The organism is Microbispora hainanensis (genome assembly GCF_006874475.1).
In the GTDB taxonomy this organism is placed as follows: domain Bacteria; phylum Actinomycetota; class Actinomycetes; order Streptosporangiales; family Streptosporangiaceae; genus Microbispora; species Microbispora hainanensis.
Map to the genome: position 1 here is coordinate 101,118 of NZ_VIRM01000027.1, position 13,357 is coordinate 114,474.

Below are 13,357 nucleotides of genomic sequence, written 5' to 3' on the forward strand. Positions count from 1 at the left end.
AGGACAACCTACCCGAGACCGTACCTCCGATCGGGGCCTGACCTCGGCGGTGCCCGACTTCCTTGCGTTACCGCCCCGCGTGGAGAAGCCTCGCCGGCACGGCGTCTCCCACGTTCTCGACAACGGCATGTCCGTGGCCGAGGTGGAGCAGCGACTGGCGGCCGCTGCCGCGAGCATCGACCTGTGGAAGTTCGGCTGGGGAACCGCCTACGTCGACCCGTCGCTCGGCGAGAAGCTCGACCTGCTGGCCGCGCACCAGGTGCTCGCCTGCACGGGCGGCACCCTGCTGGAGATCTCGTGGCGGCAGGGCGTGCTGGACAGGTTCATGGACTGGGCCGAGGCCGTGGGCTTCCCGTGTGTCGAGGTTTCCTGCGGCTCGGTGGAGATGTCGCGGGCGGACAAAGACAAGATCATCGAAGCTGCCGCCTCCCGGTTCCTCGTCCTGTCCGAGGTCGGACTCAAGGATCCCGCCCCGGCGCCCTCGGCCAGGGAGTGGGCCGCGGATGCGCGGGCCGACACGGAGGCGGGCGCCACCTGGGTGCTGACGGAGGGGCGCGAGAGCGGCACCGTCGGCCTGTTCGACGCCGAGGGCAGGGTGCGCGCCGACATCGCGGACGCCGTGGTGTCCGCAGCCGGCCTCAGGGCCACCCTGTTCGAGGCCCCGCGCAAGGCGCAGCAGGCGTGGTTGATCAGGCGCTATGGCGCGAACGTCAACCTCGGCAACATCCAGCCCGCCGATGCGCTGGCCGTCGAGACGCTCCGGCTGGGCCTGCGGTCCGACACTATCGAGACGCTTTCCAGGTGCGGAGAGGAGCGCGCAGGAGTGGAGAGATCATGATGATCCCGCATCAGTACCGAACCGTGGCGTTCACCGACGTGGCGGTGGATCTCGACGACGACTCCCTGCGGACGTTCTTTCTCAGCCGGCAGGTCTACCGCAGGACGCGCTTCGTGGTGGCCCGGAGCCGGGACGCGTACGCCGTGGTCGAGCTGACCAAGGCCGGCGAGGTCGAACTGTTCGTGGGCGTCACCGACGCACGTGTGCTGGCCGGGCCGGCCGAGACGGTGTTCGTCGACCGGCCCGACATCGACACCGCCGTGCCCAGCCAGTTGCTCCGCGCGGCGCGCGAGCTCCCCGGGACGCCGCGCTGCGTGATCGTGCGCGGGCGTTACGAGCACGTCAACTTCATCCTGGACCCCGCTCCGCGCCGGGTGCATGTGCTCGACGTGGCACCCCCGTGGCCGGCCAAGCTGTACGACCAGGTCCAGCGGATCGCGGACACAGCCGAGGAGCTACCCGCGACCGAATGCGTGCCACAAGTCGTCGACCTGGAGAAACTCGCCGCCACCGAGCCGGCCGAGCACTACCTGCTGCCCTGCCGCGGAGGTGGCATGTCGGTCGCGGGCGCCGAGATCTCCTATCTCGACGAGGTGCCGCCGCAGGCGGACTGGGTCCTGCTCGGCTGTGCCCGTTCACGTGCCATCCACGACCACTTCTATCCGGATCAGGCGGCGAACCTGCGCCAGATCGACATCTGTCCCGCCGCCCTGGCGGCCACGCTGCCGCTTCCCCCCGGCGAGGCCCGGCTCACCAAGTGCTGCCTGCTGGAGGAGAACATCGAGACACGCGGCGACACGGTCGTGGTGCCCTGGGGAGCGTCGTTCACGCTGGTCGCGGAGGGTCTGGCCACCGCGTCGGAGCTGGCCGGGAAGCTCGGCTCAGGTACGGAGCGGAACGGAGGGGCGTCGTGACCGCGCGGATCACGGACTCGTCGGCCTACGCCCACCTGTGGGGCACGGACGAGCTGCGGCAGATCTTCGAGGAGCGGGCCCGGCTGCAAGGGTGGCTCGATGTCCTCGCCGCGCTGGCCAGGGCGCAGGCGGCGGAGGGACTCATCCCCGCCCACGCCGCCTCGGTCATCACCGACGAGCTGCGCGCCGACCGTCTCGACCTCGACCGGATCGCGCGGGGCACTCGGGAGACGGGGCACTCGACCCTGGGCCTGATCCACGAGCTGCGTCGCGTGCTGCCCGAAGCGGCGCATGAGCACGTCTACGTCGGGGCGACCGTACAGGACGTCACGGACACCTGGACGTCGATGGCGGTCCGCACCGTCGGCGGCATCGTCTGGCGTGACCTGCGCCGCATCGAGGAGCGGCTCGTCGAGCTGGCCGTCGAGCACCGCGAGACGCCGATCGCGGGACGGACCCACGGTCAGCCGGGGGCGCCGGCGACGTTCGGCTGGAAGGCGGCGTCCTGGGCGGACGAGATCCGGCGGCATCTCGACCGGCTGCGCGAGGGCGCTCCGCGATGGCTGGTGGCACAGCTCGGAGGCGGCATCGGCACCCTCGTCGCCTACGGCGACCGCGGGCTGGCCGTCCGGGCACGGTTCGCCGCGGAGCTGGGGCTCGCCGACCCGGTCATCTCCTGGCTGAGCGCCCGCGACAGGATCGCCGAGTTCGGCGGCCTGCTGGCCCTGATCACCGGCACGCTCGCCCGGATCGGTGAGGAGGTCTACGAGCTCCAGCGTCCGGAGATCGGGGAGCTCGGCGAGCCGCGAGCAGCCGGAGTGGTCGGCAGTATCACCATGCACCACAAGCGGAACCCGGAGGGCAGCGAGCACCTGAACACGCTCGCCCGCCTGGTCCGCGCCAACGCAGGCGTTCTCCTGGAGTCGGTCGTCAGCCAGCACGAGCGCGACGGGCGGGCCTGGAAGGCGGAGTGGGTCGCCCTGCCGGAGGTCTGCCTGCTGGCGGGCAAGGCGCTCGCGCTCGGCGTCGAACTGGTCGAAGGCCTCGAGGTGCACTCCGATCGGATGGCGGCCAACATGCGCACGTACCTCGGCGACACGCAGAACCCGTCGGACCCGGGTTTCGCCGTCGAGATGGTGGACCTGGTGGTGGCCCGCGCCCGGCGCGCCAGGGCCGAGGAGTCGCCCTCATGGCCGTGAAGCCCGATTACACGGGAACGACCCCTCTCCGCGCCGGCCTCGCCGCACTGCCCACGCCTCTCCATGAGGCGCCGCGGCTGGCGGAGGCGCTGGGCATGCGCGGCCGGCTGCTGCTGAAGCGCGACGACCTCACAGGCTTCGCGGTCGCCGGCAACAAGGCACGCCAGCTGGAGATGCTCATCGCCGACATGTGCTCGTCCGGAGCCGACGTCCTGGTGACCGGGGGGATGCCGGGTTCGAACTTCTGCCAGGCGGCGGCCGCGGCCGCCGCCTGGGCAGGCCTTCGGTGCGTGCTCGTCTACGCCGGCTCACCTTCGCCTGTCCGGCACCCCAACCAGGCCGCGGCGGTCCACTGGGGCGCCCGGGTACGGTGGACGCACGACGCTGACCGCGCCTCGGTGGACGCCGCGATGGAGAAGGCCGCGGCCGAGCTGATCCGGGAGGGCCGGACGCCTTTCGTGGTGCCGCGCGGCGGCGCGACCCCGCTCGGCTCCACCGGGTTCCACCTGGCGGCGGCAGAACTCGACGCCCAGCTGGACAGTCACGCCACCGTCGTCGTGGGCACCGGTTCCGGAGGGACGCTCGCCGGCCTCGTCGCCGGGGCGGTGGCGATGGGGCGGCGACTGCGGATGTGCGGGGCGTCGGTCAGCCGGCCGCCGGAAGAGACCGCTCGCCGGGTCCTCGAACTCAGCAGGGGGTGCGCCCGGCTGATGGGCACCGAGCTCCCCCGGGAGACGGACGTCATTCTGGACGACGCCCGCGGTCCCGGGCATGGGCGCCCCTCAGAAGAGGGCGAGCGTGCGGCCCGGCTCGCCCTGCGCACCTCGGGGATCGTCCTCGACCCGGTGTACTCGGCGAAGGCGCTGGGCGCGCTCACGCGGATCCTCGGAGACCGGCGCTCCGACCCCGACCACACGACAGTCTTCTGGCACACCGGCGGCCTGCTCGACGCCGTCGCGGGATGGAGTCAAGATGATCAATGATGAACTGCCGTCCGCCCCTTCGGGACATCACCGAGGCGGGCCCGATCGGCTGGGGCCACCGGTGGGCGGTCCCGCTCAGGAACTGATCGACAGCGGATTCATGCTTGAGAACGCCGACGCGCCGCTACTGCACGCCGGCCTCAACCTCGCCGACATCGCGCATGTCATCGATCTGCACGAGCGCGGGGTCATCCCCCGGGCCGCCGCGAGGAAGCTCATACGGGTACTGCTCCGGTCCGTGCGCACCTCCGCCGACGACTTCCCCTACGACCCCGCGTACGGCGAGCCGTACAACTCGCGGGAGCGGCACTTCACCGCGCAGATCGGGGACGACGCGGGCTGGCTGCATGCAGGGCGGCCCAGGCGGGAGGCCGTGCGCATCGCGCTCCGCCTTCACGTACGCAGCGTCCTGGAGGATCTGGTCGAGGACGCGGCGGAGCTCGCGCGGACCATCGCGGTCGTGGCGGGGCGGCACAGCACGACCTGGCTGCCCGACCAGACCTACCTCCAGCACGCGCAGCCCTCCACGTTCGGTCACTATCTCGCGAGCTTCGCCTACCCGGTCCTGCGGGACGCGGAACGGCTCATGGACGCCTTCGCGTGGGTCAACACGAGTCCGGGCGGCGCGGGCTGCGTCAACGGGAGCCGCCTGCTGGCCGGCCGGAGCCGGGTCGCCTCCCTGCTGGGATTCGAGGGCTTCATCGAGCACACCCGCGACGCGATGTGGCAGATCGACGGCCTTATCGCGGCGCTCTCCCACGCGTCCAGCCTGCTCACCACCCAGAGCAAGCTGGCCGAAGACCTGGAGATCTGGGCGAGCAACGAGTTCGACTACGTGACCGTCGCCGACGGGTACAGCCGCTCCAGCGTGCTCATGCCGCAGAAACGCAACCCGTACGCCCTGTCGATCATCCGCGGCGCCGCCGGCACGCTGATCGGCCGCCTCACCGGCTTCCTCGCGGTCAGCAAGAGCCCGTCGGCGCGGAGCGACAACCTGATCTACGCGTATGGCGAGATCCCGCGCGCACTGGACCTGGCCCACCGCACGACGCGGCTGACCAGCGGGGTCATCCGAACCCTCAACGTCAACGCCGACAAGATGTGGACCGCCCTGGAGTCCGGCTTCAGCCAGGCGACGGACCTGGCGGAGTTCGTCATGCAGACCTGCCATGTGGACTACCGGACCGCCTACCAGGTGGTCGGCATGGCTGTGCGCGAGGCGAGCCGGGAGGGGCTGCGCGGGATCGACCTCGACGGGTCGCGGTTGGAGGCCGCGGCCCAACAGTACGCGGGGATCTCCCTGGGGCTGGACGGCCGGGACCTCAGCGAGATCCTCGATCCCCGGCGCATCGTCGAGACGCGGACGTTGGCCGGTGGTGCGGCCCCGTCCGTGGTCGAGGCCATGGCCGCGGAGTGCGTCAAGACAGCGGAGTCGCTCCGGGATCGTGCGAAAGCCCGGCGCAGCTCGTTCGAGCGGGCGGAGGCCGCACTGGTGGCCGAAGCCGAGGAATTCGTCGAAGAAGGAAAGAGCGATGACAACAGCTGAGATCGTCGCCCCGGTCCACGTTCCCGAGAAGGTCAACGTGGTCAACGTCGGGCTCCCTTTGTTCGCGGAGGCGATCAGGCAGCAGGAACGCCCGGTCGTCCAGGTGGACTGGCGCATTCCGGGAGGCGGCGATCCCGTGGTGGTCGCCGCGCTCCGGCGGCTGTACGGCCCGCACGCGCGTACGATCGACGCCGCCAATGAGGAGGTCTTCCGGCGGCTGGACCGCGGAGCGCCCCAACTGGTCGCCGTGCGAACCGCCGCCGACGTGATCCCGGTGCTGGCGCAGGGAAGGGTCCTGCTGCACTGCGGGCCGCGGATCTCGATCGAGAACACCACGGACCCGCTGCGCCGTTCGATGCGGGCCGCCGTCTGCGCCGAAGGGTGGGCGCGAACCCCCGAGGAGGCGGACGCCCTGCTCCGGGACGGCACGGTGCGCCTAGAGCCGGCCAACGCCCACGGTACGGTGGTCCCGATGGCGACGTCGATGGGGCCCACCACGCCTGTCTGGGAGGTCGAGCTCGCCGAGGCGGGCATCCGTACGTACGCCCCGGTCGGCCAGGGGTCGGGGGACGTCGCGTGGTTCGGCCGGGACACGCCGGGCGCGATCGCGCGCCTCGTCCTGCTGCGGGAGGCGGTCGGTTCCGTGTTGGCCGCCGCCGTCCAGGAGTACGGATCGGTCGACGTGATGTCCCTCGCGGCGCAGGCGGTGGCGATGGGCGACGACGTCCATGTCCGAACCCAGGCCGCGACCAATCTACTGCTGCGTAACCTGCTGCCCGCGCTGGTGGCGGGAGACCATCCGCGTCGGCACGAGGCGGCGACCTTCCTGTCCGGCAACCACCTGCTGTTCCTCAGCCTGGCCATGGCGGCCGCACGGGCGCTGACCACGTGGGCCGCCCAGGTGGAGAACAGCTCGGTCGTGACCGGCATGGCGCGTAACGGCACTGAGTTCGCCGCCTGGCTGGCCGGACGCTCCTCCGAGTGGTTCACCGCTCCCGCGCCGATGGTGGGGCGCGCGCTCTACCAGCCCGGCCGCAGCGAGGCCGACGCCGCCCCCGACATCGGCGACAGCGCGGTGCTGGAGCTGGTCGGGCTCGGGGGGGCCGCCGCGGCCGGTTCGCCGGCGGTGGCGCAGATCGTCGGTGGCACGATGGCACACGCCGCCGAGCTGACCGCGCAGTTGGACGAGGTGTGCGTCGGCAACTCCAGCCGCTTCGTGATCCCGTTCTGGGGAATGAAGGGGGCGCCGCTGGGGGTCGACGTACGCAAGGTCGTCGAACTGGGCATCACCCCACAGGTGACGACGGGCATCCTGCACAACGCCGACGGCAGCGGCCAGGTCGGTGCCGGGGTCGCGGAGGCGCCGATAAAGGTATTCGCCGAGGCCCTGCTTGCGCTGGACGCGAAGCTCAGCGGCGAGGCCTGATCGTTGTGGGGCCGGTGGACCCTTCCTGGTCCACCGGCCCCACACCACGCCGGTGCCCTTTCCGGTGTGCCCTCAGATGTCGGCGCCGGCCGTTTCCACCTCGACCCGGGGCGTGCGGGCGAGTGTGTTGGAGACATAGCAGACACGGGAGGCCGGGGCTAGCAGCGGCTGGAGCCGCTCCGCCGGCAGGCTGGAGCGTATGCGTAGCCGGATCCCGCTGAAGCTCGGTCCGTCGTACTCCCCGGTCGCCGAGACCGACAGGTCGGGCAGCTCGATTCCGCGCTTGCGGGCGCACCACGCCAGCGCCAGCGCGTAGCAGGACGCGAGCGATCCCAGGAAGTACTCGGTCGGCATCGGACCGGCGAACGTCCCGCCGACGCCCTCGGGCTCGTCAACGGTGAAGGAGAACGGTCCGGCGGTGACGGTTGCGCGCCAGCCGCCCTCCCATCGCGCGACGACTTCGTTCGAGTCTCCCGATCTTGCCAAAGCTCGCTCCCTTCGGTGCGGTTTCACCCCGGAAACCATGAATCCCAGGCGGGGGCGCCTGGGATTCATGGGCCAGCAGGGTCAGCCGTAGAGCCGTTCGTAGTTGTCGTGGAAGACCAACTCGGTCAGCTCTCCGCCACCCGTGGCGTCGACCATCCGGGCGTACTCGCCGGCGAACTCGCCCCACGGCTGGTCGGAGGCGAACAGCACGCGGTCGCCGCCGATGCCGCGCCGGTCGATCTCGCGCGCGAGCCACTGCGGCGCGAAACCCACCGACCAGGTCAGGTCGGTGTAGACTTTCTTCCCGGCCTCGATCCAGTCGAAGAACCGCTTGCCGATGAGCTTGATGTGGCCGCTCACCCCGCCCCCGAAGTGGACGAGGTGGATCGGCGTCTCATCTGCGTACCGCTCCACGAGCAGGCCCACCTTGTCGATGTCCGAGGCCGCACCCGGCGAGGTGTGCACGTGGACGACGAGATTGTTGGCCTTCGCGGTGGCGAACACCTTGTCGAGCTGAGCCTGGCACTCAGGGTCCTCCGCGGATCCCCCGAGCAAGAAACTGATCTTGATGGCCTTGACTCCGCTTTCGGAGGCGAGCGCGAGCGACCTGTCGGTCAGCTCGGCGTCCTGCGGCCGGGGCGAGGCCCAGAGGGCGGCGCTGATGCGATCGCTCTTGGCGGCCGCCTCGAGCACGAGCTCGTTGAGCGCGAAGGAATGGCTCGGGTCGGGGACTCCGTAGTTCGGAATCACCAACGCTCGCTCGGTGCCCTCCCTGTCCATGTCGGCGATCAGCTCTTCGATCGTGGCACGGGCGTTCACGTCCGGGTTGACCGGGGGGCCGCCGTAGAAGGGAAACGCGGGCAGCACACCAATGTGGCGGTGCGCGTCGATGTGGCGCGATGGCCCCTTGGCCATCACATGGTCCAGGTGTTGAGCTGGAAGTGGCGCTCCCGCCACGCGGTCAGCGCGGAATCGAGCACGTCCAGCGGGTTGAAGGCCTTCACGCCCGGGATCAGGTCGTCCTCACGCATGCCGTACAGGGCGCCCATGGCGAAGCGGCAGGCGTAGATGGTGGCGCCCTCATCGAGGAGGATCTTGATCTGCCTGTTGACCGCCAGGTTGCCCGGGAAGCCCTCCTTGCCGACGGCCGGGTAGCCACGGCCGGCAGCGGCCAGCAGCACGGCGGGCCCGTAGAGGACGATCGTCAGCTTGAACCCCTTGCGCTGGAGGCGCGTGGAGGTCATCAGGTTGACGAGGGAGACCGAGCCCTCGAACGGCACCGAGTGGATGAAGACCGTGGCCTTCTCACCTTCCTCGGCCCTGATGTCCTCGAATACCTTCTCGCTCGTGTCCCACAGGACATCCCCGTCCTCGGGGGTGGGGACGGTCACGGTCTTGGAAGACATGTCACTCCTTTGTGCTATGTGCAGTGCGGAGGGCCTGGTGTCGTCATCAGGTTCCGCGAAGTGCCGGATCCCGCGTCAGATCGCGGGACCCTTGGACGGTGGTTGGGGTGTCCAAGCCTGCTGGTGGCTTCCCGGCATGCGCGCGATGATCGAGTTGCGCAGCTTCAGGGGCAGCCGGTGAAAGACCGGGACGTAGACCCGGCGCCAGAAGATCTCGCCTCCGCGCGGCGGGTGGGGGCGCCTGCCGCCGAGGCGGGTGCCCACCCTGTCCTGCGCGTCGACCATCAGGTAGTACTCAGACCTCGCGCGAACCCAACGCGTCAGGCCCATCTCAGCCCCTCGCCTTCGCGAGCGCGTTCTGGGCGGCGAGCGCGATCGGCTCGTTGAGCGCGCCGATCGGGGGGCTGTAGACGTTCTCCATAGTCGCCAGATCGTTGATCGTGATGCCTGTGCGCACGGCCATGGCGAGGAAGTCGGCGCGTTCCTTGATGCCCTCGCCGCCGACGAGCTGGGCTCCGATCAGCCGGAGGTGGTCGGGTTCGGCGAGGAGCTTGACCTTGACCGGCTTAACGTCCGGGTAGTAGCGCGCACGGGAGATGCCCTGGGCGGTGCCCACGATGAAGGGGACGCCGAGCGCGGTGGCCAGCGTCTCACTGAAGGACACCCCGCCGATCATCCACTTGCCGGCGACCATGCCCCAGGGGACATAGACGGCGCGGTACTCGCGGACGCCGCTGGCGGCGTTCACTCCGGCGACCTTGCCCTGTGCGTAGGCGTGACTGCCGGACAGCCCCTGGATCGGGACGTTGGAGACGCCGTGCGGGATCTCGGTGCAGTCGCCCGCCGCGTACACGTCCGGAGCCGAAGTGCGCATCCTCCCGTCGACGATGATGCCTCCGCTCATGCCGGTCTTGATGCCGGCCGCGGTTGCGAGGCTGGTGTTGGGCGCCTTCTTCGTGGCCACCACCGCCAGATCCGCCGGGATGTCCCCCTCCGAGGTGGTTACCTTGGTAAGCTTGCCATTCTTCCCGACGAACCCTGTGACCTTGGTGTTGAAGTGCAGCTTGGCGCCCATCTCGACCCAGGACTCCTCGACCGGCTGCATGATGTCCGGATCAGTGGCCATGGACATGGCCCAGGGCGCGGGGTCGACCAGGTGGGTCTCGATGCCGCGATGCGCGAGCGCGGTGACCATCTCGGCGCCGAGCGGCGTCGCCTCGTCGACGACCGCGGTCTTCACCGTGTCCAGGACCTTGTCCCACTCCATCGCCTGGCGGATGTTCTTGACGTAGTAGATGTTGCCGAGGTCGCCCCCCGGCACCCCCGGGTCTGCATAGGTGAACCCGGTCGCCAGCACCAGCGAGTCGTAGCGCTCGACCGTCCCGTCTGCCGCGGTCACCGTCTTGGCCTTCACGTCGATGGAGGCGACGGTCGTCTCGTAGCGAATGTCGATGCCCTGGTCGATGTAGTGCTGCTTGGTCGCCATGAACAGGGAGTCGAAGCTGGCGATCTCGCGCCCGTGGACGTAGGGGATCCCGCAAGGGCTATAGGCCGCGTCCTCATAGTCGGTGAAGACGATGACCTCGGCGTCCGGGTCGGTACCTTTCGCGGCGCCGGCCGCGCCCATCCCTGCGGCTCCGCCGCCTACCACTACGATTCGCCTGGCCATCTGACTTCGGTTCTCCTTGGAGGGGCTCGATTGCATTGAGCATGCGCAACTTTCCGTTCACCATACTTGACGTACCTGGTCGTCGCCGTCAAGGTATAGACGGGTGCTCGTTACGGAGTGCGAACCTCGGCCTACGCACCGGAGGAGGCACAAAGTGAGTGGACGAGTGGCCGCCGTCGTCTCGGGCATCGGTCCGAAAATCAAGGCACTTCGCAAGCAGAAGGGCTATTCGCTGCAGTCGCTCGCGGAGCGCGCGGACGTCTCGGCGGCCACGATTCACAAGATCGAGCAGTCTGACATGGTGCCGACGATCACCACGCTGCTCAAGATTGCCACGGCTCTCGGCCGGCCTGTTTCCTACTTCGTTGAGGAGGAGGACGACGACAACTACCCGACGGTGTTCACTCCGGCGGATGGCAGAAGCCCGATCTACACCTCACATGTCGGGATCAAACTCGACGGGATCAGCGGACCTTACGGCGAGTTCCTGGTCGCCGCGGCCGTGGCCACGGTGATCCCGGGGGCGAGCAGCGGCAGCAAGCCGCTGCAGCACGCCGGCGAGGAGCTCATCTACCTGGTGTCGGGCGAACTCGAGTTCCGGGTCGGCGACGTAACGCATGTGCTCAAGCCGGGTGACGCCCTCCACTTCCTTACTCATCAGACGCACTTCTGGCGGAACCCCGGCGACGGGAACGCCGTGGCGATCTGGATGGCGGTGCGCCCGCAATAGTGAGCCGTCCATGGCGACGGGTGCGAACTTCTCATGGCCACCACGGGCCGGTCACAGGTGGAGGACCGATCAGGCGTCGGCGTCAATAGCCGACGATGAATCGGGTGCGGCGGTGGTGGGTGTTCGGCCTCGTCGAGCAGCAGCACGGCGAGGCCTTCCATGGAGACCCAGGAGGCGCCGGACCCGTTGACAAGCAGCCCGTCGGTGCCCCACGCGATACATGCCAGTGGGTTCATACGGGCCGACCGCGCCCAACACGCCAGCGACTGCGAGATTGTCACCGGACCCCTGCCCAGGCCATCGACGCCGAGGCCGCCGGCGACGGCTGGTACGCGCTGCTGACCAACCTCGGCCCCGACCAGGCCGACGCCGAGCAGATCCTGCGCCTGTACAAGGGCCAAGAAGCAGTCGAACGCCGCTACTGGCGTTCAAAGGCCCGCTGGCCGTGACCGCCCTGTACCTGAAGAACAACCGCCGCATCGCCGCGCTCGCCGGGTAGGCCTCCTCGGCGTGGGGGAAGTCGCCGTGCAGGGAGATGGAGGTCATGTCCCAGTGCATGCGGGAGACATCGATGCCGAACTTCTCGATCGCCCGTAGCCCGATCGACCCGACCAGGTGATCCAGATGCGGGGCGACCGCATCCAGGGCTCGCCCGATCCGGTCATCTTGGCGATGTGGCTGAGATCGGTCTCGACAGTCACACGATGCTCGCGGTGGAGAGTGTCGCGGTATTCGACCTCGTAACGTCCGTCCTCCCGGAGAGCTACAGAGGCGAACCAGGTCGAGTCCTCTTCGTCGGGCTCGATGATGACGTAGGTGTTATCCGGGTGGGTGAGATCCTCGATCATCGTGTAGAGGGCGTCTTCGGAAGGATCTTCGTTGACGTCACCGCCCTCGGACTTCGCAATGTAGTAGATGGGCTCGCGCTCCATGGCTGTCCTTCCTCTGGGATCGGTTCAGTAGCCCGACCACAGCATCCAAGATCCAAGCCTGGAACAGGACCTAATGGCACGCGAAGATCAAAGAGCCTCGGAAACAATCAAGGCCCGGGTCTGGATTGCTGTCCTGACCTGGGCCTTCACTCGTAGAGCGGGTGACGGGAATCGAACCCGCGCTGTCAGCTTGGGAAGCCTTTCAAGATCTTGCTTTCTGAGCTGGCAGAACGTTGACCTGGACGTATGGCGGTCGAGTCACCGTGAGTTCCCGGCAGTTCCCTCTGATCGCCGACCGAACGGGCACGCAACGGGCACGCCGCGCCGCGTCCCTGCCGCCAGCGATATCGCAGGCGTAGACTCGGGGCATGAGCGCCGGGCATGCGCATGAGGAGCTTCATCACCTGGTTGACCGGCTGTCGCCGGATCAGGCGGGTCGGCTGCTGCGGTTGGTCAAGACAGACCCGGAACTCGCTGAGGCCGCGAACGAAGGTCCGTCGGAACCGGTACGGCGTCGCCGACTGTCGATCGCGGGAATCGGCGCATCCGGAGAGGGCGATCTGTCAGAACGGGTCGAAGATCTGCTGGCGGAGCGATTCAATCGGTCGGTGTGACCGCTACGCTCCTGGACACAGGGCCGCTGATCGCCGTTGTCGATCGCGATGACAAGCACCATGCCTCATGTGTGCGTCTCCTTGAGCAGTTGGCAGGGCCGTTGCTTCTTCCTTCGACCATCCTGATCGAGGCTGGTTGGACGATCAACAGGCACATGGGACCGGCCGTACACGCGCAGTTCCTTGATCTCGTCACGGAGGAGTTCGAGCTGGTTGATCTCCTTGCCGCTGACGTACGACGTATGGCCGAACTCGTCCGGCTTTACAAAGATGCTCGTCTCGACCCTGCCGATGTGTCCGTGGTCGCAATCGCCGAGCGTCTGGGAATCACACAAATTGCGACGATTGACCGGCGCGATTTCGGCCTGATCCGGCCCCGGCATGTGGCCGCGTTCAGGCTGCTGCCGGAGGTGCTCGCTTGATCTTGGAGCGGGTGACGGGAATCGAACCCGCGCTGTCAGCTTGGGAATTGCATGGATCACGGCCCGTACGGTCGCTGAGCTGCGCGTAGGACCGGTCATGGGTGACCGTGGTTGCCCCCTCGTTCCCCTGGCTAATTGCACGCTAATTGCACGACGGGCAGTCCATGACCTGGGCCTCGCCCTCATGGCGTA

The 13,357-nt window shown here is 68.7% G+C and carries 16 protein-coding genes; 10 read left to right on the plus strand and 6 right to left on the minus strand.

The window, feature by feature from the left end:
* Positions 1–79 precede the first annotated feature (79 nt).
* Genes FLX08_RS22060 through FLX08_RS22085 form a run of 6 tightly spaced genes read left to right on the plus strand, consistent with a single transcriptional unit; the run spans position 80 to position 6,906 of the window.
* On the plus strand, positions 80–838 hold the full coding sequence (locus FLX08_RS22060) for a phosphosulfolactate synthase (protein WP_208761582.1): 759 nt from the start codon (positions 80–82) through the stop codon (positions 836–838).
* Positions 835–1,752 carry an XcbA family protein gene (locus FLX08_RS22065; protein WP_142620828.1) on the plus strand — a complete coding sequence of 306 codons (918 nt, stop codon included), beginning with the start codon at positions 835–837 and terminating at the stop codon, positions 1,750–1,752. The genes FLX08_RS22060 and FLX08_RS22065 overlap by 4 nt, the downstream gene beginning before the upstream one ends.
* A complete protein-coding gene (locus tag FLX08_RS22070) occupies positions 1,749–2,951 on the plus strand; it encodes a class-II fumarase/aspartase family protein (protein WP_142620837.1) in 1,203 nt (400 codons plus the stop codon). Before FLX08_RS22065 ends, FLX08_RS22070 begins: the two co-directional genes overlap by 4 nt.
* Positions 2,942–3,934, plus strand: a complete 993-nt coding sequence (locus FLX08_RS22075; protein ID WP_142620839.1) for a 1-aminocyclopropane-1-carboxylate deaminase/D-cysteine desulfhydrase — start codon at positions 2,942–2,944, stop codon at positions 3,932–3,934. Before FLX08_RS22070 ends, FLX08_RS22075 begins: the two co-directional genes overlap by 10 nt.
* On the plus strand, positions 3,924–5,480 hold the full coding sequence (locus tag FLX08_RS22080) for an argininosuccinate lyase (RefSeq protein ID WP_142620841.1): 1,557 nt from the start codon (positions 3,924–3,926) through the stop codon (positions 5,478–5,480). Before FLX08_RS22075 ends, FLX08_RS22080 begins: the two co-directional genes overlap by 11 nt.
* Positions 5,467–6,906, plus strand: coding sequence for a YlbE family protein (locus tag FLX08_RS22085; RefSeq protein ID WP_142620842.1), 1,440 nt, complete (start codon positions 5,467–5,469; stop codon positions 6,904–6,906). Before FLX08_RS22080 ends, FLX08_RS22085 begins: the two co-directional genes overlap by 14 nt.
* A 72-nt stretch (positions 6,907–6,978) precedes the next feature.
* Here the strand turns inward: FLX08_RS22085 and FLX08_RS22090 are convergent, their stop codons facing one another.
* The 5 genes from FLX08_RS22090 to FLX08_RS22110 form a co-directional block, all read right to left on the minus strand.
* Complete coding sequence (locus FLX08_RS22090; protein ID WP_167530523.1) at positions 6,979–7,392, minus strand: OsmC family protein; 414 nt, start codon at positions 7,390–7,392, stop codon at positions 6,979–6,981.
* An 81-nt stretch (positions 7,393–7,473) separates the two neighbouring features.
* Positions 7,474–8,307, minus strand: a complete 834-nt coding sequence (locus FLX08_RS22095) for an amidohydrolase family protein (protein WP_142620847.1) — start codon at positions 8,305–8,307, stop codon at positions 7,474–7,476.
* Positions 8,307–8,798 (minus strand): MSMEG_0572/Sll0783 family nitrogen starvation response protein, encoded by a 492-nt coding sequence (locus FLX08_RS22100; RefSeq protein ID WP_142620849.1) that lies wholly within the window; start codon positions 8,796–8,798, stop codon positions 8,307–8,309. The genes FLX08_RS22095 and FLX08_RS22100 overlap by 1 nt, the downstream gene beginning before the upstream one ends.
* Before the next feature lie 75 nt (positions 8,799–8,873).
* Positions 8,874–9,128, minus strand: coding sequence for a hypothetical protein (locus FLX08_RS22105; protein ID WP_142620851.1), 255 nt, complete (start codon positions 9,126–9,128; stop codon positions 8,874–8,876).
* Between the two features lies 1 nt (position 9,129).
* Positions 9,130–10,467 (minus strand): FAD-dependent oxidoreductase, encoded by a 1,338-nt coding sequence (locus tag FLX08_RS22110; RefSeq protein ID WP_142620853.1) that lies wholly within the window; start codon positions 10,465–10,467, stop codon positions 9,130–9,132.
* 166 nt (positions 10,468–10,633) lie between these two features.
* On the opposite strand from FLX08_RS22110, the gene FLX08_RS22115 reads away from it, so the two are divergent.
* Together FLX08_RS22115 and FLX08_RS41435 are read left to right on the plus strand one after the other, a co-directional pair.
* Complete coding sequence (locus FLX08_RS22115) at positions 10,634–11,197, plus strand: helix-turn-helix domain-containing protein (RefSeq protein WP_167530524.1); 564 nt, start codon at positions 10,634–10,636, stop codon at positions 11,195–11,197.
* 119 nt (positions 11,198–11,316) lie between these two features.
* A complete protein-coding gene (locus FLX08_RS41435; RefSeq protein WP_208761583.1) occupies positions 11,317–11,646 on the plus strand; it encodes a hypothetical protein in 330 nt (109 codons plus the stop codon).
* A 93-nt stretch (positions 11,647–11,739) separates the two neighbouring features.
* Here the strand turns inward: FLX08_RS41435 and FLX08_RS41440 are convergent, their stop codons facing one another.
* Positions 11,740–12,129, minus strand: coding sequence for a hypothetical protein (locus FLX08_RS41440; RefSeq protein WP_208761584.1), 390 nt, complete (start codon positions 12,127–12,129; stop codon positions 11,740–11,742).
* A 368-nt stretch (positions 12,130–12,497) separates the two neighbouring features.
* On the opposite strand from FLX08_RS41440, the gene FLX08_RS22135 reads away from it, so the two are divergent.
* Positions 12,498–12,743, plus strand: a complete 246-nt coding sequence (locus FLX08_RS22135) for a hypothetical protein (protein WP_142620856.1) — start codon at positions 12,498–12,500, stop codon at positions 12,741–12,743.
* Positions 12,740–13,165, plus strand: coding sequence for a type II toxin-antitoxin system VapC family toxin (locus FLX08_RS22140; protein ID WP_167530525.1), 426 nt, complete (start codon positions 12,740–12,742; stop codon positions 13,163–13,165). The genes FLX08_RS22135 and FLX08_RS22140 overlap by 4 nt, the downstream gene beginning before the upstream one ends.
* The last annotated feature ends 192 nt before the right edge of the window (positions 13,166–13,357 follow it).